24 protein-coding genes and 1 tRNA gene are annotated in these 20517 nt (G+C 67.0%); 11 read left to right on the plus strand and 14 right to left on the minus strand.

The window, feature by feature from the left end:
• Nucleotides 1-28: 28 nt before the first annotated feature.
• On the minus strand, nt 29-1804 hold the full coding sequence (locus tag ACSC1S_RS10920) for a histidine kinase N-terminal 7TM domain-containing protein (protein WP_435364313.1): 1776 nt from the start codon (nt 1802-1804) through the stop codon (nt 29-31).
• 456 nt (nt 1805-2260) lie between these two features.
• Between ACSC1S_RS10920 and ACSC1S_RS10925 the strand changes: the two genes are divergently transcribed.
• Both ACSC1S_RS10925 and ACSC1S_RS10930 read left to right on the plus strand, forming a co-directional pair.
• Complete coding sequence (locus tag ACSC1S_RS10925) at nt 2261-2527, plus strand: DUF5827 family protein (RefSeq protein ID WP_435364314.1); 267 nt, start codon at nt 2261-2263, stop codon at nt 2525-2527.
• On the plus strand, nt 2524-3327 hold the full coding sequence (locus tag ACSC1S_RS10930; protein ID WP_435364315.1) for an ATPase: 804 nt from the start codon (nt 2524-2526) through the stop codon (nt 3325-3327). The genes ACSC1S_RS10925 and ACSC1S_RS10930 overlap by 4 nt, the downstream gene beginning before the upstream one ends.
• A 28-nt stretch (nt 3328-3355) precedes the next feature.
• On the opposite strand, the gene ACSC1S_RS10935 is transcribed toward ACSC1S_RS10930, so the two are convergent.
• Nucleotides 3356-3940, minus strand: a complete 585-nt coding sequence (locus ACSC1S_RS10935) for an MBL fold metallo-hydrolase (RefSeq protein ID WP_435364316.1) — start codon at nt 3938-3940, stop codon at nt 3356-3358.
• A 71-nt stretch (nt 3941-4011) separates the two neighbouring features.
• A complete protein-coding gene (locus tag ACSC1S_RS10940) occupies nt 4012-4353 on the minus strand; it encodes a cupin domain-containing protein (RefSeq protein ID WP_435364317.1) in 342 nt (113 codons plus the stop codon).
• A 165-nt stretch (nt 4354-4518) separates the two neighbouring features.
• Here ACSC1S_RS10940 and ACSC1S_RS10945 point away from each other — a divergent pair, with 165 nt between their 5' ends.
• The 4 genes from ACSC1S_RS10945 to ACSC1S_RS10960 all read left to right on the plus strand — a co-directional run bounded on the left by ACSC1S_RS10945 (nt 4519) and on the right by ACSC1S_RS10960 (nt 7185).
• Entirely contained in the window at nt 4519-4665 is a 147-nt protein-coding gene (locus tag ACSC1S_RS10945; protein WP_261651886.1) for a DUF8555 family protein, read from the plus strand.
• Nucleotides 4666-4692: 27 nt separating this feature from the next.
• A complete protein-coding gene (locus ACSC1S_RS10950) occupies nt 4693-5157 on the plus strand; it encodes a hypothetical protein (RefSeq protein ID WP_435364318.1) in 465 nt (154 codons plus the stop codon).
• A gap of 37 nt (nt 5158-5194) precedes the next feature.
• Nucleotides 5195-6895 carry a YcaO-like family protein gene (locus tag ACSC1S_RS10955; protein ID WP_435364319.1) on the plus strand — a complete coding sequence of 567 codons (1701 nt, stop codon included), beginning with the start codon at nt 5195-5197 and terminating at the stop codon, nt 6893-6895.
• Between the two features lie 92 nt (nt 6896-6987).
• Complete coding sequence (locus ACSC1S_RS10960; protein ID WP_435364320.1) at nt 6988-7185, plus strand: DUF7479 domain-containing protein; 198 nt, start codon at nt 6988-6990, stop codon at nt 7183-7185.
• A gap of 16 nt (nt 7186-7201) precedes the next feature.
• Here ACSC1S_RS10960 and ACSC1S_RS10965 read toward each other — a convergent pair whose 3' ends face one another.
• From ACSC1S_RS10965 to ACSC1S_RS10975, 3 genes are all read right to left on the minus strand, one after another.
• Nucleotides 7202-8362, minus strand: a complete 1161-nt coding sequence (locus ACSC1S_RS10965) for a DUF63 family protein (RefSeq protein ID WP_435318903.1) — start codon at nt 8360-8362, stop codon at nt 7202-7204.
• An 84-nt stretch (nt 8363-8446) separates the two neighbouring features.
• Complete coding sequence (locus tag ACSC1S_RS10970; RefSeq protein WP_435364321.1) at nt 8447-8896, minus strand: Lrp/AsnC family transcriptional regulator; 450 nt, start codon at nt 8894-8896, stop codon at nt 8447-8449.
• A 332-nt stretch (nt 8897-9228) separates the two neighbouring features.
• On the minus strand, nt 9229-10035 hold the full coding sequence (locus ACSC1S_RS10975; RefSeq protein WP_435364322.1) for an inositol monophosphatase family protein: 807 nt from the start codon (nt 10033-10035) through the stop codon (nt 9229-9231).
• A gap of 89 nt (nt 10036-10124) precedes the next feature.
• On the opposite strand from ACSC1S_RS10975, the gene ACSC1S_RS10980 reads away from it, so the two are divergent.
• Together ACSC1S_RS10980 and ACSC1S_RS10985 are read left to right on the plus strand one after the other, a co-directional pair.
• Entirely contained in the window at nt 10125-10331 is a 207-nt protein-coding gene (locus tag ACSC1S_RS10980) for a hypothetical protein (RefSeq protein WP_435364323.1), read from the plus strand.
• A 50-nt stretch (nt 10332-10381) separates the two neighbouring features.
• Nucleotides 10382-10537: a hypothetical protein gene (locus tag ACSC1S_RS10985; protein ID WP_435364324.1), complete on the plus strand. Its 156-nt coding sequence runs from the start codon at nt 10382-10384 to the stop codon at nt 10535-10537.
• A 449-nt stretch (nt 10538-10986) separates the two neighbouring features.
• Here ACSC1S_RS10985 and ACSC1S_RS10990 read toward each other — a convergent pair.
• Nucleotides 10987-11070, minus strand: a tRNA-Leu gene (locus ACSC1S_RS10990).
• A 54-nt stretch (nt 11071-11124) separates the two neighbouring features.
• The gene (locus tag ACSC1S_RS10995; protein WP_435364325.1) at nt 11125-11658 is read right to left on the minus strand and encodes a 2'-5' RNA ligase family protein; all 534 of its coding nucleotides are present in this window, start codon (nt 11656-11658) and stop codon (nt 11125-11127) included.
• A 114-nt stretch (nt 11659-11772) separates the two neighbouring features.
• On the opposite strand from ACSC1S_RS10995, the gene ACSC1S_RS11000 reads away from it, so the two are divergent.
• Together ACSC1S_RS11000 and ACSC1S_RS11005 are read left to right on the plus strand one after the other, a co-directional pair.
• Nucleotides 11773-13041, plus strand: coding sequence for a hydroxymethylglutaryl-CoA reductase, degradative (locus ACSC1S_RS11000; protein WP_435364326.1), 1269 nt, complete (start codon nt 11773-11775; stop codon nt 13039-13041).
• 52 nt (nt 13042-13093) lie between these two features.
• The gene (locus ACSC1S_RS11005) at nt 13094-13588 is read left to right on the plus strand and encodes a DUF309 domain-containing protein (RefSeq protein WP_435364327.1); all 495 of its coding nucleotides are present in this window, start codon (nt 13094-13096) and stop codon (nt 13586-13588) included.
• A 21-nt stretch (nt 13589-13609) separates the two neighbouring features.
• On the opposite strand, the gene ACSC1S_RS11010 is transcribed toward ACSC1S_RS11005, so the two are convergent.
• A complete protein-coding gene (locus tag ACSC1S_RS11010; protein ID WP_435364328.1) occupies nt 13610-16630 on the minus strand; it encodes a G8 domain-containing protein in 3021 nt (1006 codons plus the stop codon).
• Nucleotides 16631-16772: 142 nt separating this feature from the next.
• Entirely contained in the window at nt 16773-17501 is a 729-nt protein-coding gene (locus tag ACSC1S_RS11015; RefSeq protein WP_435364329.1) for a DICT sensory domain-containing protein, read from the minus strand.
• A 109-nt stretch (nt 17502-17610) separates the two neighbouring features.
• On the opposite strand from ACSC1S_RS11015, the gene ACSC1S_RS11020 reads away from it, so the two are divergent.
• The gene (locus tag ACSC1S_RS11020) at nt 17611-18408 is read left to right on the plus strand and encodes a M14 family metallopeptidase (protein WP_435318912.1); all 798 of its coding nucleotides are present in this window, start codon (nt 17611-17613) and stop codon (nt 18406-18408) included.
• Here the strand turns inward: ACSC1S_RS11020 and ACSC1S_RS11025 are convergent.
• The 4 genes from ACSC1S_RS11025 to ACSC1S_RS11040 all read right to left on the minus strand — a co-directional run bounded on the left by ACSC1S_RS11025 (nt 18390) and on the right by ACSC1S_RS11040 (nt 20516).
• Nucleotides 18390-19247 carry a hypothetical protein gene (locus ACSC1S_RS11025; protein ID WP_435364330.1) on the minus strand — a complete coding sequence of 286 codons (858 nt, stop codon included), beginning with the start codon at nt 19245-19247 and terminating at the stop codon, nt 18390-18392. The two genes, ACSC1S_RS11020 and ACSC1S_RS11025, sit on opposite strands and share 19 nt — an antisense overlap.
• Nucleotides 19244-19693, minus strand: coding sequence for a UPF0179 family protein (locus ACSC1S_RS11030; RefSeq protein WP_435364331.1), 450 nt, complete (start codon nt 19691-19693; stop codon nt 19244-19246). The genes ACSC1S_RS11025 and ACSC1S_RS11030 overlap by 4 nt, the downstream gene beginning before the upstream one ends.
• 56 nt (nt 19694-19749) lie before the next feature.
• The gene (locus ACSC1S_RS11035) at nt 19750-20004 is read right to left on the minus strand and encodes a hypothetical protein (protein WP_435364332.1); all 255 of its coding nucleotides are present in this window, start codon (nt 20002-20004) and stop codon (nt 19750-19752) included.
• Between the two features lie 107 nt (nt 20005-20111).
• Nucleotides 20112-20516 carry a DUF5820 family protein gene (locus ACSC1S_RS11040; protein WP_435364333.1) on the minus strand — a complete coding sequence of 135 codons (405 nt, stop codon included), beginning with the start codon at nt 20514-20516 and terminating at the stop codon, nt 20112-20114.
• Nucleotide 20517: the final 1 nt, after the last annotated feature.

Genomic DNA, 20517 nt, shown 5'->3' on the forward strand with positions numbered 1-20517 from the left:
CCAGCGGTACGACCGACAATAGACAGTATCAGTCGACGACGGCACCGGTGAACTCGAAGCGGGCACCACCAGCCGAACTCTCGGTGACCGCGACACTCCAGCCGTGGGCGTCCGCGATGGACGCGACGATAGCCAGTCCGAGGCCGGTTCCGTCCTCTCCGGAGTAGCCGGCCTCGAGGACGTGTTCACGCTCGTCGATGGGAATCCCCGAGCCGTCGTCCTCGACGTAGAACCCTTGCTCGTCGGCGCGCAGGAGCGACTCGGCCGAGCCGAGGGTGCCGACGCGGATCTGGACGCCGTCGGTTTTCGCCCCGTGTTCCACCGAATTCTCGAACAGGTTCTCGAACAGCCGGAGTAGCCGTCTGCGGTCCGCCCTGATGTACTGGTCGGCCTGCACCGACAGGCTGGCGTTCCCGGTGTCGAGGTTGTTCCAGGCGTCCCGGGCGACGTCCCGGAGTGGGTGGAACTCCTGGTCCTCGTCGGTGATGCTCTCGCCCTGCTGGGCCAGCGTCATCATGTCCTCGACGATGGCGTCCATGTCGGTCAGGGCCTGTCGCGTCTTGCGGAGTTCCCCGCGGTCGCCCTGTCGGAGCCCCCTGACCAGGCTCTCCTCGGCGGTCGCGAGCGGCCGCCGAAGGTCGTGGCTCACGATGCTCGTGAACCGCTCCAGTTGCTCGTTCTGGCGCTGGAGTTCCTGCTCGCGGTGGGTCCGGTCGGTCACGTCCCTGACGATGAACAGGCGGCCGACGCGCTGGCCCTTCTCGGAGGCGAGTGGTGAGACCTCGATCTCGAAGTAGCGCCGACCCTCGGCGGTGTCGAGGCTGATCTCCTCGGTCAGGTCGTCGGCATCGGCGTAGCGCTGGTACAACGCCTCGTTGTCGCCGAGCACGTCCGACAGCGACCGGCCAACGACCCGCTCGCCCGCGACGCCCAGTATCTCCTTGGCGCGAGGGTTCACCTCGACGAACTGGTCGTCGGTGTCGAGCACGAACACGCCGTCGGTGATGTTGTCGAGGACGGTCGCGCGGGCGACCGGTGCGACCTCGGTCAGCCCGAACCGGAAGATGCCCGCGACGAGCGCGACGCCGCTGATGGCGAACATGACCGGCGTGAAGTCGGGGACGCGGGTGAACCCGACGAGCGGGGTGAGGTCGGGGACCGCACTCCCGGCGGCGGTAAGCCCGAAGAACGCGACGTTCCCGACCAGCGGCGTGAGGGCGGCGATGCCCATCATGAACGCCTGGCCGCGGTACAGCGACTTCGACCGCGAGACCTGCCGGAAGACGAGCACGGCCCCCGCCAGGGTGAGCAGGTAGCCGTAGGCGAAGTGGAGGTAGTACGGAATCCCGTAGCCGTCACCGTACTGGATGACGGTGTCGGTGCCCGGCTGGACGTTGCTCCACCAGAGCGAGTGCATCGGGGCGGTCCAGACGAGGACGTTGACCCCGATGGGGACGATAGCGAGCACAGCCAGCAACCGAGTGTCGACGAGGTCCTCCCGACCGGCGTAGCGAAGCGCCAGCACGAACCACGCCGCCACCACGACGGGGATGCCCAGGTACACGAACTGGGAGCCCCGGAGGGCGAGCTCGTAGGAGCCGCTCAGGACGCCGTACCGGTAGACCAGCGACCCGACCTCCCAGACGATGGACGACACCATCATCACCACCAGCGGTCGGGCGATGGGTTTGCGTCTGTTCTGCCAGGCCAGCGTCGCCGCGGTCATCGAGGCGAGGATCGATAGGACGAGCACGAGGTCGTAGAGCCCGTACGTGACGCCACCGATAGTAAACAAACCACTCATGTATCGTTCATTAATGATTGTTCCGGAATAGATAGGTGCTTTGGCCGTTAGCACCCACCGCCGTCAGCTCACGAACGACCGGTTCGACCCCACCAGCACCGGCAGACAGCGCCTCGGGTGGGTACTATAGTCACACCGACTCGTTCCCCGTGCTCCATCCACCAAAATGTATACTAAAAGATAATAAAATGCGGGATAGCCCTCCTCGTCCACACGCCGCCGAGCCAGACACCACCACTGTACTGCCACACGACACTGCGATTCCACACGACACCACCATGTCCTAACCTGTCATCCTGCTTCCCAGTGTCACGGCGTCGGCGCGCACGGCGTGGGAAACCGCTGCACCCGAGTAGCTCCCTGCGCCCTTCATACCCACCCGTCCACAGCGATAGACCGACACAGCGTCGGCCAGCAACCGGACCGTTTAGGGGCGGGAGCGTCCTACGCGTGACCATGCCCGTCCCGAAGTCGGAGTTCGAGCAACTCCACCCGTGTGACTTCTACACACCCGAGGAACTGTTCGACGACGACGAGATGTACACCGTCTACGAGATCGCCCGGCTCCTGCAGGGGCTCGACACCGACGCCGACCTCGACCGCGACACCGAGGACATCCTGCTCGACTGGGCCATCCCGTGGGTCATGCGCAACGCCGACGACCTCGTCGTGGCGACCCCGCGGAGCGACGACGAACCCGGCTACTACGGCCTGAAGGAATGAGGCTACTCGTCGCCGGCGACGCCCGCGTCGACGCCGGGAAGACGACGTTCTCGACCGGCCTGTGCGAGTACGTCGGCGCGACCGGTTTCAAACCGCGCGCCGGCAACGACTACTGGTTCGACCACGACGACTACCAGCGAGCCGTCGAGCAGGGCCGACTCTACGGGAAGGACGCGAAACGGCTCGCGGCCGCCAGTCCCGGCTCCCCGGACCCGGAGGACCTGAACCCCCTCCACCGGCTCTGGCGACCCTCGCCCGGCTCGGACTCGGGGATGCTCGGCGCGAGTCACCGCCGGTTCGTTCTCGACCGGGTGGGCGACGAGTACGTCGTCAACGCGAACGCCGACATCCCCGAGAGCGCCCGCGAGCACCTCCCCCTCGACGATGCCATCGTGGTCGAGACGCTGGCAGACCTGAACGAGGTCATGGCCGAGCGTCACACCGCCGAATTCGAGAGAATCCGCGAGGAGATACTGTCCCGTGACCGGGCCGTCGTCGAGTCCTACGCGGACATCGCGCTGCCCATCCAGGACGTCGCGTTCGACGCCGTGGCAGTGGTCGAGCCCGAGCGCGCCCGGGTGTACGGCGGCGAGCGCTACGCGAAGGCCTGTGCGGTGGTCGGCGGGAGCACCCACGAAGGAAAACTGGAAGAGCGCGTCTCGGACGTTCTCTCGTACTGCGACCCGCTCGCGACGGTCGGGCTTCCCGCGCTCGGGAGCGACGCCAGGGCCGACCCGGAACGCGTGGCCGACGCGTACGAGGTGGCCTACGAAGCAGTCGTGACTGCCGCGCTCTCCTGATTCGCTGGTTCTCTCTTCTTCTCGTTCCCTACCGTCGGAACGCCGAGGAGGCCATCTGCAGGGCGGCGTCGACGTGGCCGTACGGCTCGTTCGTCACGGACGGCCCGTGGCCGACGTGCATCTCCCCGAAGTCCTCGTCGACCCGCTCTTTCACGCGCTCGATGCTCTCGATGAGCGCGCCGTGGTCGCCCTCCTCGAGGTCGGTCCGGCCGAAGCTGCCGTTCTGGAAGATGAGGTCGCCCGCGAACAGCACACCGGCGTCGTCGCTGTAGAAACAGAGGTGGTCGTTCTTGTGCCCGGGCGTGTGCAGCGCCTCGTACTCGTGGTCGCCGATTGTCACCATCTCGCCGTCGGCGATGGCGTGGTCGATGCCGGGCTGGTCGGTGTCGAAGCCCCACGCCTCGACGCCGAATGCCTCCTTCACGTCGGCGAGGTTGCCCACGTGGTCTGGGTGGGTGTGGGTCATCACGACGGCGTCGATGCCGCCACGCTCCTCTATCTTGGGCACCACGTCGAAGTTCGCGCCCGCGTCGACCAGGACGCGGCGGTCGCCCGAGACAAGGAAGACGTTGCTCGTGAACGCCTGCACGCCTGCGGCGAGGTTGGAGATCATGTTCCACCCTACCGGTGCGAGGTGTTTGACGGTTCCGCTCGCGGGTCGCGTGCGTCCAGTTCGGTGTTCCCCTACGCCGCGCCAGCCCCGACCAGCACCAGCTTCGCGGGCTCGTCGTGGGGGTTCGTCAGCTGGCGTGTCTCCTCCGCAGAGAGCCGAAGCGCCTCGTCCGCACCGACGGTGACCGTCTCGTCGTCGAGGACCACGTCGACGCTGCCTGCGACCACGACGTACACCTCCTCCTGCCCGTCGTGAGCGTGGTCGTGTTCCTTGCCCTTGCAGCCCGGTTCCATCTCCATGACCGTCACGCCGACGTGCTCGGCGTCGAGGGCGTCGCGGAGGAACCACATCCCGCCGTACGCCTCGTCCATGACCGAGTCCACGTCGTCGATGCCGGCTTTCGTGTAGCTCATGCGTGTGGCGGTACGGGTGCCCGCCGTATCAACGTGGGGCGGGACAGCCCATGGTGGCGTGGGGCAGGACAGCCCATGGTGGCGTGGGGCAGGACAGCCCATGGCGGTTCGCGCTCGGGGGTGACGGAAGAAACACACTTCTGGCCAGAAGCCCCAGGGGACAGTATGCGCGACGAAGCCGAGATTCGCGAGCAGTACGAGTTCCTCAAGGACCAACTCGACGACGAGGACATGAAACACGAGGGCGTCAAACAGATGTTCACGTACTACAAGCGGGCCCTCGGCTGGGTGCTCGAAGAAGAGCACATCTAAACTATCTGGGGGCCTATCTGTGCTGGAATGAGAGACATCGGGCGGCGGGGGGTTCTGGCTGGTGTCACCGGGCTAGCGGTCACGCTGGCCGGCTGTCAGTCCGACCCGCCCGACCGCCGGCCGGAACTGGTCGAACAGTACCATCGCGCCCAGGAGAACGTGGTCGCGTCGAACAGGAACCTGGAGGACGGGAAGCGCCTCCTCGACGGCGAGGAACCCGAACTCGCCGGGCCAGCGTTCACCATGGCCCGGACGCAGGCGACGGACGCGGGGGACCGTTTCGCCAGGGCGAGCGCGATGGCGGCCGGGCTCGGCTACGAGAGCGTCGTCCGGGACGCGGAGGCCGGACAGGCGGTCGCCCGGACGCTGGGTTCGTGTTCCGACACCTGGTTCGAGTACAGCGAGCGGGGCGGCCGGGAACCGACGTGTGAGGACGTGAACTGGGCGGGACTCGCCGACGTGGCCGAGGTCAGGAGCGCGGTCGGCCTGTAGCGTCGCACTTTTCTCCCGGGCCCGAGCACGCTGTGGCATGAACGTACGTATCGCAGGTGACGGACCGGCGGCCGAGGCCGTGGTGGCGGCACTGGCCGACACGGCTGCCGAGTCCGAGCGGGTCGCGCCCGACGCGCTCGCCGGGGGCGACCTCGGCATCGTCGTCGGGCAGGTCGGTGACGAGTCGTTCGAGACGGCGAACGAAGTGGCGGACGGGCCGTGGCTGGCCGTCGAACTCGGTGGCATCGGTGGCGCGCCCGTGGCGGGCGTCGACGCCGCCGTCACCGGCCTCGAATCCGGGCGTGGCTGTTACGACTGTCTTCGGGCGCGAGTCGCCGCGAACGCCCGCGAGGCCGACGAGGGGGACGTGGACGCACCGACCGCGAGACTCGCGGGTGCCGTCGCCGGGCGGCAGGCGGTCGGGTTCCTCTCCGAGGAGGGCGACATCGTGGGCGCGGTTCACGAACTCCCGCACCAGAACCGCTCGTTCCTCCCCGTGCCCGGTTGCTGTGTGAGCCGCGACCGAACCATCCGCCGCGACCACGAGGACGTGAGTCTGGACGACGCGGTCGGCCGGGCCGAGCAGACGCTCGACCCGCGGGTCGGCCTCGTCAGCGACATCGGCGAGGTGGAGTCGTTCCCCGCGCCGTACTACCTCGCGACGAACTCCGAGACCAGCGTCTTCAGCGACGCGAGCGCGCCGAAGCAGGCTGCCGGCGTCGACGACGACTGGAACGCCGCGTTCATGAAGGCCGTCGGCGAGGCGCTCGAACGCTACTCCTCGGCGGTGTACCGGACCAGCGAGTTCCAGTCGATGCCGCCCGCGATGGTCGATGGTGGGGTCGCCCCCGATGCCGTCGTCCGGCGGGACGATGCGCCCGCGGTCGACCCCGAGGAGCCGATTCCGTGGGTGATGGGTGAGAACCTGGCCACGGGCGAGGAAGCGCCGCTTCCGGCGGAACTCGTGCAGTTCCCGCCGCCGGAAGAGCGCTACACCGACGCCATCACGACCGGCCTCGGGCTCGGCAGCTCGGGTGCGGACGCACTCGCCTCCGGGCTGACCGAGGTCATCGAGCGCGACGCGACGATGCTCGCGTGGTACTCGACGTTCGAACCGCTCGAACTCCGTGTCGACGACGATGCCTACCAGACCCTGGCGCGGCGGGCCCGCTCCGAAGGGCTCCGGACGACCGCCTTGCTCGTCACGCAGGACGTGGACGTGCCGGTCGTCGCGGTGGCGGTCCACCGCGAGAACGGTGACTGGCCGGCGTTCGCGGTCGGCTCCGGGGCGGCACTGGACCCGGTCGATGCGGCACGCTCGGGCCTCGCCGAAGCGCTCCAGAACTGGATGGAACTGCGGTCGATGGGGCGCTCGCAGTCGACGGACGAACCCGGCGCAATCGCGGCCTTCGCCGACTTCCCCTCGGCGGCCGCGGACTTCCTCGATGCCGGCGGGCCGGTCCCGGCGACGAGTGTCGGCCCGGACGACCCGGCGACCGGTGCCGAGGCCGTCGACGAACTCGTCGGCCGTGTCACCGACGCGGACCTGACGCCCTACGCCGTCCGGCTCACGCCGCCCGACGTGGCCCAGGCTGGCTTCGAGGCCGTCCGCGTCGTCGTGCCCGGTGCCCAGCCGCTGTTCACCGACCAGCCCGCCTTCGGGGAGCGTGCGGAGTCGGTCCCCGAGTCGCTCGGATTCGAACCGCGGTTGAACCGGCGACATCACCCGTATCCCTGAGAAATCGTTCCGGTTTCGAGAACGATACCTCGGTGAAGAGTAACTTTAAGCAGGGTGGGTCCAAAGGTACGATTGGTGTGCCAACTACTAACATGACAGAGCTATCCACGGATGGGGAGCACGTCGTCTCGGAGTTCGATCTCGGCTGCGCAACATGCGGCGGTTCGTTGACACGGTCTCACGTCTCCCCGGAGACGATCGGCGTCGAAACGACCGACCCACTCGAGGTCGCAGAATGTGCGAACTGCGGCGGCCGGTACTTCCCGCGGAACACGCTCGACGCCCTGTAGTCGGAACAGAAACCGTTCAGACGTACAGCGCCGCCCGAAGCATGTCACGCGTCCCCGGCCCGAGGCCGACCGCGACGATTGCGACGAGCAACATCACGGTGAAGCGCGGGCTATCCTCGAACACCACGTCGTCGAAGACGTAGATGACGAACGTCGCCGCGACCAGCTTCACGATGAGGAACGGGAACGCGTCGAGGTACGCCGGGAGGATACCGCCCGAGATATCGACGATGAACCGGTTGACCGGGTGCTTCCCGACGAGGTTCGCCTGGCCCGTCAGGAACGTCATCCAGTCGAGGCCGACGACGTTCGCGACGCCGTCGATGGAATGCGCCCAGAGGATGACCACACCCATCAGGCCAGTGCCGCGGTTGATGCCGGGCTTGAACTTCTCGATGAGGTACCAGACGACCGCCGTCGAGATGGTCGCCCCGACCAGCACGACCACGAGCACCTGCGGGTAGAAGTAGACGAACTCCTTGGTGAGCGACGCCCAGCCGAGATAGCCGAGCGTCACGGCCAGAATCGCGCTCGCGATGACGAACAGCGGGTACTCGTAGGTCTGCTCGATGACGTTCCGTGAGAGGTAGACCGCCAACACCAGCGACCCGAGCGCGACGAAGAACACGGTGAAGTAGATGATGGGACTGATGAGGAAGGAATTGAGCGGGTAGTCGATGAGGACACCCGTCGCCTCGGCGGGACTGACCCCGCTCGCGAGTTCGTCAGCGCGGACCTGTGCGGCGCGGTTGTTCACGTCCTCGACGACCCGGAGCGCCCCGCCGAAGAACATGAACGGGAACAGCCCGTAGAACATCGCCCGGTACCGCTCGATGCGAAGCTGTTTGAGGAGCAAGGCGACCCCGACCAGCATCACCAGCAGGATGATCGCGTACCCGATCTCGGAGACCACCGTGTACCCCGGCTCGGCGACTGGTCCCATCCCGGCCGGAACGTTCGTACAGCTCTGTGGCTGAATCTGTTCGCCGTTCGCCCAGGCCGCACAGCTCCAGCCCTTCGCGTCGGCGTAGACGGGACCCCAGAAGTAGTGCCAGACGAAGTTGGCGTACACCGTCCTCGTGAACAGTATCGACCCGAGCCCGAACACCGCGGCGAGCAGGGCGACCGACGCGGCCCAGGCGCGCCCGATGCCGATACGTTCTATCACGTCACTCATATGCCCATCGCGGGGGCGATTCGGCATTACCCTTCTGGTCTCGTGCGCCACAGCTACGCGAACGTACCCCCGTCGCCCGGTTTCTCAGAGCGGCAGTTCCTCGGACTCGTGGGGCGTCCCCAGGATGACCATCGTCTGTGACCGCGCGAACCCGTCCATCTGGGCGATACGGTCGAACATCAGCTCACGGAGCGCGTCCGCGTCCGCCGCATACACCCGGGCCATCACGTCCCATTCGCCCGTCGTCAGGTGGACCTCCTGCACGCCCTTGATGTCCTGCAGGCGCTGGAGCGTGTCCTTCTCACGACCCTGCTCGACCCGCAGGCCGATGATAGCCGAGATACCGAGACCGATGGCCTTCGGGTCCAGTTTCGCGTGATAACCCTCGATGACGCCGGCCTCCTCCAGCCGCCCGACCCGGTCGTGGACGGTCGCGCTCGACATGTCGATGCGTCGGGCGATCTCGCTGAAGGTGGTCCGCGCGTTCTCCTGGAGGATGCGGAGGATGTGGCGGTCCGTCTCGTCGAGTTCCATGCGCGTGGGGAGACACCCCAGGGTCATAAGGGACCGTACTTGCGGCGGTTTCGCGTGTGGATTCTGGCCGGGTGGCGCGCGCCGCCGAGGGTGCTGAACAGTGCGCGGTTCGAAGTGCAGCGAGAACCGCGATGCGAACGGCGTAGCCGTGAGCCAGTGAAGCCACGAGGCGGCTGCGCGAGGGATGAGCACCACAGTGAAGCGAAACGCAGTGAAGCGGAGCGAGGAGCGCAATCGGCTGGGGAGGGCGTGGTGCGGTGGCAGTGCTGTGCGGTGGCGGTCCCATTGCCACCAGCGCGAGCGGACCTGTCCGCTACCCACCGCGACCGCCCTCACGCAGTCCGAATCTGCTCGATGTCCCGCGCCGCCGCCAGCACCGCGTCGTGTCGCGTCCCGTTCGAGGCGACCAGCCCCTGGCTCTCGTGGGTCCAGCGCTCCCCCTCGAGGTCGGTCACGGTGCCACCGGCCTGCCGGACCAGATACACCCCGGCGACGGTGTCCCAGGGGTTCACCTCGACGTTGGTGATGGTCGCCTCCAGCGAACCCGCCGCGACCATCCCGAGGACGGCCTGGGCGCAGCCGAACCGCCGCATGTCGCCGAAGCGCTCGACGATGACCTCACAGGCCCGGCTGTACTCGTCCCGGCGGTCGTAGTCCCACCAGATGGTCGGACAGATGACGAACCGGTCGAGGTCCGTCTTCTCGCTCACCGCGAGTTCGTCCCCGTTCAGGAACGCTCCGTCGGGCCCAGCCGTGTAGTAATCCCCGAGCGCCGGCATCGCGTTCGCAGCCGCGACAGGCTCGCCGTCGACCACCGCCGCGACGCTGGTCGCCCACACCGGAATGTCCCGAACGTAGTTGTTCGTCCCGTCGATGGGGTCGATGACCCACGCCGGACCCGATTCGGGGACCGCCTTCAACTCGTCGTCCTCCTCCCCGACGATGGCGTCGTCGGGGAACTCCTGGCGGATGTGCTCGATGACGGCCCGCTGAGCGTCCCGGTCCGCCTGCGTCACCACGTCCGTCTTCTCGCCCTTCTCCTCGATGGCGATGCCAGTCCGGAAGCCCGCGGCCGCAACGTCCGCGCCGGCTCGCGCGGCCGCCTCGGCCACCCGAACCCGGTCTGCGTACTCGGTCATGCCCACACTCCGGGCAGCCGGACGAAAATACTCTCCGATTTCGAACACGCGGCAAGAAACTTTATCTACCAGACAGAGAGTGAATAACCATGGTTGGCCTGTACGCCGAGCTGTTCTTCCTCCTCTGTCTGGTCGGTATTCTGGTGATGCTCTGGCAGAAACTCGCCCGACTGAACCAGGGCGAACGACCCGACCCCGACGTGGAGTACACCGACAGCGGTGGGATGGACCCCGGCTCGATGGACGCCGACGGCGATGGCAGGGTGACACTCACCGAACGGATGCGACGGGACTGACACTCCCGGACAGAACAACGCTTTTCCCCCTCGACCGGCCATCTCCGGCTATGGTCGAACCCATCCAGGTCGGGCTGTTCGCCCTCGCCATCCTGTTCATGCTCGCGCTCCGCTGGAAGTTCGGCGGAACGACGAACGACGGCCCCAGCTACTCGGACAACAACCCGTTCGTGGGTGACGACGACGAGAAGGAACGCGGGTTCTGAGCGTCGCTGTTCGAATTTTCGTCGTCAGAAGTTTGCGAGGGTAAGACGCTCCGTCTTGCCGCGCATGTCTTGCGGTTTCCCGCAGCCATGCGAGGGAAGGGATTTGAACCTCGGTCGCAACGAGTTGCTCCCTGGCTCAAACCCTTGGACCACCGGAAGACAGTCTGCTCGCTGGGCTCACAGACGTGTCTTCCGAGCCGCCACTCACTGCGTTCGTGGCGACTCTACAGGAGCGGATCTTGAGTCCGCCGCTGCTTCCAGGCTTGGCTAGTGGCGAGTAACGTCGTCAGAAGTTTGCGAGGGCAAGACGCTCCGTCTTGCCGCGCATGTCTTGCGGTTTCCCGCAGCCATGCGAGGGAAGGGATTTGAACCTCGGTCGCAGGAAACCTGCTCCCTGGCTCAAACCCTTCCGTTCGCAGTCGGGCGCTCCCGTCCGGTCGCGCCAGACATGCGAGGGAAGGGATTTGAACCCTTGGACCTCTACAGGAGCGGATCTTGAGTCCGCCGCCGTTTCCAGGCTTGGCTACCCTCGCACGCATCCGTAACTGTGCTGTCGGGGCGTTAAAACGTTGCGAACCGATGGCCGACTACCGACCGAAGGCGAAGCGGGCGACCACACAGTCACCGGATTCGTCGGTGTCGACGACGGCGAGTTCCTCGGCTACGAACGAGAGGGAGGGGGCGCGGTCGTTCAGGAACGCGACCACTGCACCGAGGTCTGCTGGCGTGAGGTCACCGTGAGCGAGGGTGACGTGGGGTTGCCACACCGATGGTCGGTAGTAGGCGTTGGGTGTGTCGGCGACGCCGATGGCCACGTCGTAGATGGTCTGGTGAAGCAGAGAGAGGTCGTCGGTCCGGACGACGGGACAGTGGACCACGGGCGCCTCGCCCGGGAACACGCCAATTCCAGCGGTCTGGACGTGGAAGGGCTCGAACGCTTCGGCGACCCGCGAGAGGTGGGTGTCGAGGTCGTCGCCGTACTCGACGGCACCGTGGTAGGAACAGTGCGGGGGTGCCGGGGAGGTTCTCGTGAGTCCAAACTGGTCGTGAAGGTCGCGCCAGAGGCGCTCGACCTCCTCTGCGCTCTCGCCAGTGAGCCTGGTAACGATGGCGTAGGTCATGCCTTGCAAGACGTGTCGAGAGAAAATATCGTTCTCGTGAGACGAGATGGCACGGGGCCAGTCCAGTTCCTGTCAACCAAATGGACTATACTCTACAGTTGGCAACCACGAGGCATGGACTCCCGCATTCCCGGCTTCTACGAACTCCCGCCGGCCGAGCGACTCGACGTGCTGGCAGCGCGATGTGACCTCTCCGAGACGGCACGCGACGCCCTCGAATCAACGTCGGGACTCGCCACCGCCGACCAGCTCTCCGAGAACGTCTTTTCGACTATCGCCTATCCCCTCAGCGTCGCGACGAACTTCCGCATCGACGAGACCGACCGGCTGATTCCGATGGCGACGGAAGAGAGCAGTGTGGTCGCCGCCGCGGCACACGGGGCGAAGCTCGCGCGTTCCGAGGGCGGGTTCTCGACCTCGGTCACCGGCCCCTACATGACTGGCCAGATCCAGGTGACCGAGGTCGAGGACCCACACGCCGCCAGAGCGCGGGTCCTCGAACACGCGGACGACATCCAGGCCGAAGCGAACGACCAGGGCGTCCTCGTCTCCCACGGCGGCGGCTGCGAGGAAGTGACCGCCCGCGTCCTCGAGACGCCGACCGGCGAGATGCTGGTTGTCCACTTGCTCGTGAACACGCAGGACGCGATGGGCGCGAACGCCGTCAACACGATGGCCGAAGGGGTCGCGCCGACCATCGCGGACCTGACCGGTGGAGAGGTCGTCCTCAGGATCCTGTCGAACCTCGCCGACCGTCGGCTCGCCCGGGCCCGGTGTACGATTCCGCCCGAAGCTCTCGACCGCGACGACACGGACCGGTCCGGCGAGCAGGTCAGGGACCGCATCGTCGATGCCTGGGCGTTCGCTGCCGCGGACCCGTACCGGGCCGCCACGCACAACAAGGGCGTACTCAACGGGATGGACAGCCTCGCACTCGCGACGATGAACGACTGGCGGGCCATCGAGGCTGGCGCGCACGCCTACGCCGCCCGTGACGGCTACGGGCCACTCACGACGTTCGAGGTCGACGCCGACGGCAACCTTGCATGCAGTATCGAGGTCCCCGTCCAGGTGGGTGTCGTCGGTGGCGCGACCCGGGCGCACCCGACCGCCAACGCCGCGATGGAACTCCTCGACGTCGAGACCGGTGACGAACTCGCGGGTATCTTCGCCGCGGTCGGCCTCGCGGAGAACATCGCCAGTATGCGGGCCCTCGCGGACGAGGGCATCCAGACCGGGCACATGAAACTGCACGCGAAGAACGTCGCCGCCGAGGCCGGGGCACCCGAGGACCTCGTCGACGAGGTCGCCGCCCGGATGGTCGCGGAAGACGACGTTCGGGCGAGTCGTGCCCGCGAACTCGTTGCAGAACTGGGCGAGTAGCCGTCCACGGCAGCGATGGATTGACCAGCCTGCCAGCCGAACCATCGACCAGATGGACGAGCACACGACCGACCCGACCGTCGGTCCCCCCACGCAGGGCACCCCGACCGGCTGGCTCCCCGAGCAGGAACGTTGGGAGCACGACACGCTCCGGCGCGCCCTGGTCCACGGGGTTCGCCTCTACAACGCCGGCGAGTTCCACGAGTCCCACGACTGCTTCGAGGACGAGTGGTACAACTACGGCAGAGGCAACGCCGAGAGCATGTTCCTCCACGGGATGGTGCAGGTCGCTGCGGGGGCGTACAAGCACTACGACTTCGAGGACGACGACGGGATGCGGTCGCTCTTTCGCACCGCCCTCCAGTACTTCCACGGCTTGCCGGGTGACTACTACGGCGTGGACCTGCGCGAGATTCGGACCGTCCTCACGAACGCGCTCCAGGAACCCACAGAACTCGATGGCTGGCAGATTCGCCTCGACGGGGAGCGCCCCGGCGTGCGAGAAGAAGACTACGAGTACGCCGAGTTGACCGAACACGGGCCCTGAACCCGCGAGTTCGCTTCTGTCCTATTCGCCGTAGCCGATGGGCGTCCTGCCCGTCCCCGAGACGAACAGCTTGTCGAGCTGTGCGCCGTCCTCCCGGAAGGCCACGGTGAACGTGTGGCTGCCCTCCGAGAGCGAGAATTTTCGGTGGTCCGACCAGTCGTCGGTCTCGGGTTCGGGGACGCGCTCCCAGGCGAAGTCGCGCTCGCCGCCGACGCCGCCCCAGCGGATCCAGTCGCCGTCGTCCATGCGGACCCAGAACGAGTCGTCCTCGTCGCTGGGCCGGTGGGCTCTCGCGTACACCTCGTACTCGCCGCCTTGCACCTCGAAGTCGTAGGTGAGGTGGCCCTCGCTGGGCGGTTCGTGGCTACTGTCGACGCCGCCGGCGACGACGTAGCTGTCGCCGGAGGCGTTGGGGTCGGACTTCGTCTCGAAGGGCGCGCGAACCGTCGTATCCTCGGCCTCGAACCAGACCTCTCGCGGTGGGTTCGGGGGTGGTGAGGCGAGGTAGCCGCCGGTGATGCGCTCGTCCGCGACCGCGTCGTCGGGCATCGGGCGGCCCTTGACCGCGATGCCGTACTCGTCGTACAGCTGCCGGTTGGTCTTCCCGATGAGGTTCCCGGCGTCGGTGCCCGACAGCTCTTTCAGGTCGTCCGCGCCGAGCTGGTCGACCGTTTTCTGGTCCGGGATGGGAACGTGGTCGGGGCGCTGGGCCTCGTAGTACACCGGCCGGCCGTCCATGACGACGCCGCCGTCGTCGGCGAACACCTCGTCCGCGCCGCGGTCGTCGGGTTCGTCCAGGCCGACCCGCAGGTTGCCCTTCCCGCCGCGTTCGAAGGTGCAGTTCTCCAGCTTGATGCGCCGTGCCGGGTGGGGATGGCCGTCCTCGACGCTGACGTTGACGTCGTTGGCGAACCGGCTGTCACGGTAGACCGTGATGCCACGGGGTAGCGGTCTCGCGCCGATTTTCCAGCCCTCCACGTCGAGGCCCTCGAAGACGACGTGGAAGGGGTACGGCGTATTGCGGTTGATGCCGACGCTGTTGAGCGATTCGGGGTGTTTCTCGGCCTCCTCGTCGTCGACGGCGCGCTTCGTGGCCTCCCGGCCGCGCCCCCAGACGAGCCGGGCATCTTTGACCCGGAGGTTGTGGCTGTAGCGAATCGAGAGTCCGTTGTTCCCGCCCTCGGCGTTGCCGTGGTCGGGCGCGGCGACGCGGCCCCAGGACCGGACGAGTGGCCCGACGTTGAATGCGGTGAAGCCCTCGATGACGCTGTAGTCCTCGAAACGCTCGTGGTCCCAGCCGAACTGGTGCCGGGAGATGTCGAGGCCGCCACCGGAGGCGAACGTCGTGTTGTTCCGGAACGACTGGATGGGGACGTACGCCGAGGAGACCTTCCCGTCGTACGTGTGGTCGGACTCCACGAGGTGGGGCATCTGCTCGTCGTCCACGAATTTCAGGGGGAAGTTCGCGACCGTCCCGCGCCGGTCGTGTATCTCTTCTCCCGGACGCAACTCGCGGTCGACGAGCGGCCGGTTCCAGAAGACGAAGCCGTGGTGACGGTGCCCCGCCGCGACGTTGTCCTCGATGGTCAGGGCGGGTCCCTGGAACCAGAAGCCGTGGCCGCCGTGGCCGAAGTCGTCCACGTCGCCCGGGTCGTCGTCGCCCATGTCGAAATCGCGGGAGTCGGGCAGGTCGCCGCTGCCTTCGGAGCGCAAGGCGAAGTTGCGTTCGAACGACCCGCGCTCGTTCCCGGCCTCGGCGACGAAGCCCGCGCCGAACACGTCGTAGGTGACCGAATCGGTGACCTCGGCGTAGCTGTGGTGGTTGACGACGCCCCAGCCGGGGCTTCCTCTCACGGCGACGCCCTTCACGGTATGCGGTTCCTCGGTGTCGATGCCGGTCTTGTGGAAGTGCAGGGCGTACCGAGCGCGGGGGTTCGGGTCCACGTCCTCGGGTGGCTTCCCGTGGATGGGGTTCGTGAAGGCGTAGGACTTGTCGGTCCGGCCGAGGCCGTACAGACCGGCGTAGTGGACCGACACCGACTGCGACATGAACATCGTATGCCCGCGCCGGGGGATAGCCTCGTTCTCGGAGACGAACTGGACGTTCCGGTCGAGGTTCTGGACGTACGCCGAGAGGTCCGACTGTGGCGGGCTGTGGTCGTACTTGAGGGTGCGGTCGAGTTCGACGGTCGAGCCCGAGACACCGGTGACGAACACCTCCTCGTCCTCGTTCGCCATCGGGTCCATCCCAGCCACCACGAGACGGTCGCCCTCGTCCCAGTTCGTCGGTGCCTCGGGCAGTTCGAGCGCGGTGTTACCGGGCATCGGCGCACTCGCCAGTTCACTCCACGTCGTCTTCTCGGTGCCGTGAACTCGGACCTCGCCGAGCGCGAGTAGACCCGTACTCAGGCGCTTCGGGTCCCAGTCCTCGTCGATGGGGCCGAGGTCGACGAAGGTGACTCGTGCTTCCGACTCGCGGCCGATGGGCCGCGACTCGCGACCGACCTGCAGGACACTCTCTGGCATCGTGACCACCGTCTCGGTCCGGAGATGGCTGTCCTTCTCCGGATGGAACGCCAGCGCACCGTCGACCCTGAGCGTCTTCATCCGGGCCGTCGCTCCGCCCGCGAGGGTGACCGTCACGTCGGCCGGAATCTGTGCACGAGCGAAGTCGTCGGGGACCGACCCGCCCCACGTCGCGGGGTCGTGCCAGGCCCCGTCTCGCGTTGCGCGGTGGGTGACCTGGTCCGCCGAGACCAGGGCCTCGATGTCGCCGGGGTCGTGATGGTCCGGGGGACTCGCCGCCCCGCCCGGCGGTGGGACCTCGACGCCACCGGCCGCGACCGACGCCAGGTTGGGTATCCCGAACTTGCCGAGTGCTGCCCCGGCGGTTCCAGCCCCAAGCGTCGCGAGTAACAGTCGTCGTGTCGGTGCGAGGTCCGTCACTGCGTCCCCCACTGCGGCCGCCTGTTCGCCGAGATCCGCGCCGAGTCCGTCCCCGTCTCTCCCGTCGGAGCCCCCTTCCGTATCCTCGCGTGACATTACTGCGGTCCTCCCGGTCCAGTCGTCGCATCCATCTTGCGTTACACCTCTTCGACCCGAGTAATAAAGGTTGGACTCCGTTCAGGTTTCCCCCTGACTGTGGCTCCCCACCGGTTCGTATTGGATATTCTACAGTTCCGAGTCAGGGTGACTTCGCGGGACCGTACCGCTGACTGACGTGCAGCTTGATGTCTGCGACGACGGTCGGGTCGTAGGTCCAGAACCCCTCGAACTCGCCGGGGGCCGTCTCCTCGGCGAGCAGAGCACACGCGTTCAGGTCGTCCCCGCCACCGTCGTAGACCACGAACCAGTACCGGCCGATCTCCGTGGATTGGACCGGGTAGAACCAGACGTCGGTCATCGAATCCGGCATCCAGTCCGGCAGGCCGTACACGTGGACCGAGAGGTCGCCACGCCTGCCCAGTTTCTCGTACACCGGTGCCTGCTCTTTCATCGCGCTGAGGTTCTGGAACCCGGTGTGGAGTTCACCGCGGCCGACGCGCCACGCCCGGTCCTCGATCTCGCGGGAGGTAGCGAGCAGCTGGCGCTTCGAGAGCGACCGGAACACCGTGTCGTCCAGCAGTTCCAGCAGGCACTGGAACGCCGAGTTCCGGTGCTGGGTGCTCAGTCCCCGACTGCTCTCTGGTGAGACGAGTTCGGCCACCGCCCCGAGGCCGACGCTCCCGATGTACCCGCCGTCGTCGCTCACGACGATGAACCCCTCCTGGTCGCCCTCCGGAAGCGGTTCGTAGCGGAGGCTCACGTTCCGTGCCTCGAACGCGAGGTCCAGGTCCGCTATCGGCTCGGATGCGTACACTGTCATCGTCTTGCGACGTGACCGCATCGTCTCTAATATCTGTGAGAGGGACATCAAACGCGCTCCAAAGTGAGGTAGGTCACGTGGAAGTATAGAGATTTGTCATGAGATCTCATCGAGAGTCCGAATCCTTTTCCGCGGCCGGGCCGGACCAAGAAGGCCGATGAAGGTTTCAGTGCTGGGTGAGGGTACGCCGGAGGTCGCAGTCGTCGCGGGCGTCCACGGCGACGAACCCTGCGGGGTGCACGCCGTCGAAACGTTGCTCGAGCGCGACCCGGACGTAGAGCGACCGGTAAAGCTCGTCGTCGCAAACGAGGAAGCGGTCGAGCGCGGCGTCCGGTACGTCGAAACCGACCTCAACCGGTCGTTCCCCGGCTATCCGGACGGGGAGACCCACGAGGAGCGACTCGCCTACGAGTTGGCACACGAACTCACCGGGTGTCGCGTGCTCGCCTTGCACTCCACACAGTCGCACGACGAGCCGTTCGCGGTGGTCGACGGCGTCGACGACCTGGTCAGGGATATCTGCCCCCAGCTCCCCATCACCGCCATCGTCGAGACGGGCCGGTACGTCGAGGGGCGGGTGTTCAACTCGGTGCCACAGACCATCGAAGTCGAGTGCGGCCTCCAGGGGAGCGAGGACGCAAAGCGGAACGCGGTCCACCTGACCGAGTGCTTCCTGACCGCGACGGGCGTCCTCCCGGGGACGATTCCACCCCGGCGCGTCCCCATCTACCGGCTCACAGAACGGGTGCCGAAGGCGGCAGCCGAGGAGTACGAGGTGTTCGTCCCGAACTTCCACCGCGTCGAGTCGGGCGAGGCGTTCGCCGCGGTCGACGGCGAGTCACAGGTCGCAGAGGACGACTTCTACCCGGTGTTGCTCTCCGCCTACGGCTACGAGGACGTGTTCGGCTACTCCGCCGAGAAGGTCGGGATGGTCGGTCAGCTGTCGTCGCGGTGACCGACTGCCGCGACCACCAGTGACGGGTCGACGCCCGTCAGTTCCGCGACCTGGTCGGCCGGCAAGTCGAGTGTGTCGACCGCGAGCATCGCGCCCTGCAGGTGGACGATGCGGCGGCGGTCGTCGGCTGATTTCTCCTGTGGGTCCGCTTCCGGGGCCGTCCCCGTGGCAGCTTCCAGATGATAACTCGCCAGCGCCGCGTCCAGGTACACCCGGTCGTCGATGGTCGCGTCCTCTTCGGTGACGAGCCGGACGAGTCGGGCGAGGATGGCGAGTTCTACCGAGAGCAGGTGCGGGAGCGTCTCGGCGTCATCGGCCCCAGCACCGCCCTCCTGCCGTGTCTGGACAGCCAGCGCGGTCCGTTCGAGGCGTTCCAGCAGCACCACGAGCGCGAGATACGGCCCGGGGTCGTCGGGGTCGGCGAGGAGCTGGGCGAGCAGCTGCCCCTGCCAGCGGCCGGCGTTGCGGACCACCGTTCGGACGCCGGTCTGGACCGGGTCGGTGATGGGCAGGTCCGCCGCCAGCGCGTCGAGACTGTCGGGGTCGGTCAGCCCACCCATCCCGAACCGGTTCGCATAGCGGGACGCGGATTCCCGAAACCGCTCTTCGGGCGAGAGCGAGCAGACGTCGTCGGCGAGGACTGCAGGTTCGGGCAGCCCGAGGCTTCCAGTCGCACTGGTCGCCAGGTCGAGCATGGGCCGGAGCCCCTCGGCGAGCACCGCGATGGCCGGAGTCGGTTCCTGGCTCGCGAGGTCGGTGGCCAGGTCTGTGTCGTGCTCGGTACCGGGCTGGGTATCCGGGCTCTCCGGCCCGTCTTCGGCGTCGTGCTGGTCGGTCATTCGTCGGGTGCGTCGAACTCGACCATCGTCAGCTCCCGGTCGAGGTAGCAGTAGTCGTGGGGTGGGTCACCGACGACCTCGCTGATGCGGTACTCCTCGTCGAAGTCGGCCCCGTCCGGGACACAGAACTCGTGGCTCGGACACTCGGTGTGCGGGCACGGGCCGGCGAGCGACACCTTGCTCCCGGCGTAGGCGTGCTTGGAGGGGACGTTCGCGCGGACCGAGACCGGTTCGACCTCGACCGCCCGGACGCCCTCGTCGTGGACCGCACACTCCAGCGTCTGGGCGTTCTCGCGTGGCTCGATGACCTGGTACTTCACCCCCTCGGTGAGGTTGAGGCACTGCCCCCGATAGGGACAGCCCTCACAGGCACTCGACTCGCCCTGGTAGACGAACTCCTGGCTGGCGTGTGCGAGGCGAGCCCCGATAAGCGTGACTTTGGACATGTCGCGTCGTACACTCCCGCCGCGGTTAAGCGCTTCCCGTCGGTTTGCAGGACCTGCTACTCGTCGGCTAACGGTTCGCCACAGGTCCGACACTCCGCTCGAGACCCGGCGTTCCGGGCCCCACACGCCGAACAGTTGACCTTCGATTCCGGTGGTTGGGTGTCCCCTCCGGACATGGCAGCATTAAAGATTGCAATGGAGAACCAGAACCGTGCGCCGAGGAGCACACAGGCGACCAGGACGATTCCCAGCGAGACGAGCCGTTCCACCGGTGGGAGCGAACCGACGCCGAGCGCGATCGGGAATGCCATCAGAAAACGTACATGCCGGTTCGCAAAAGTCGTTTTCCTGTCGCTGGACCAAGCCCGGGAACACGAGACAGAATCAGGCGTTCCCCATCACTCAGACGGCCGCCCGGTCAGTTCGACGGCCGCCCGGTCAGCTCGTCGAGCTTCGCGAAGTAGTCCTCGCGTGGGACCTGGTAGACGTCTCGCGGGTCAATCTCGCCGTCGGCGAAGCGTCGGGCCAGCTCGACCGCACCCTCGATGCCGTCTTCACGGGTCGCGAAGCGGTTCGTCTCCTGCAACTCGACGTCGGGTTCGAAGTAGAGCGTGACGTACCAGTCGCCGGTCGTAGCGTCCTCCCGGGAGACTCCCGGGCGGCGGTGGTTCCGTCGGCCCCGGGTGAGGTACAGCGTCGGGAGACACGCCGCGGGGAACTGCTCCGAGTCGAACACGTCGGGTCGGTAGGCGAGGATGCAACGACCGTCGGGTTCCTCGTTCCACACGGTCCAGCCCGCCGGGAGGTCCTCCAGAGTGCTCATT

The sequence above is a fragment of the Haloarchaeobius pelagicus genome, from assembly GCF_051207375.1.
Classification (GTDB): domain Archaea; phylum Halobacteriota; class Halobacteria; order Halobacteriales; family Natrialbaceae; genus Haloarchaeobius.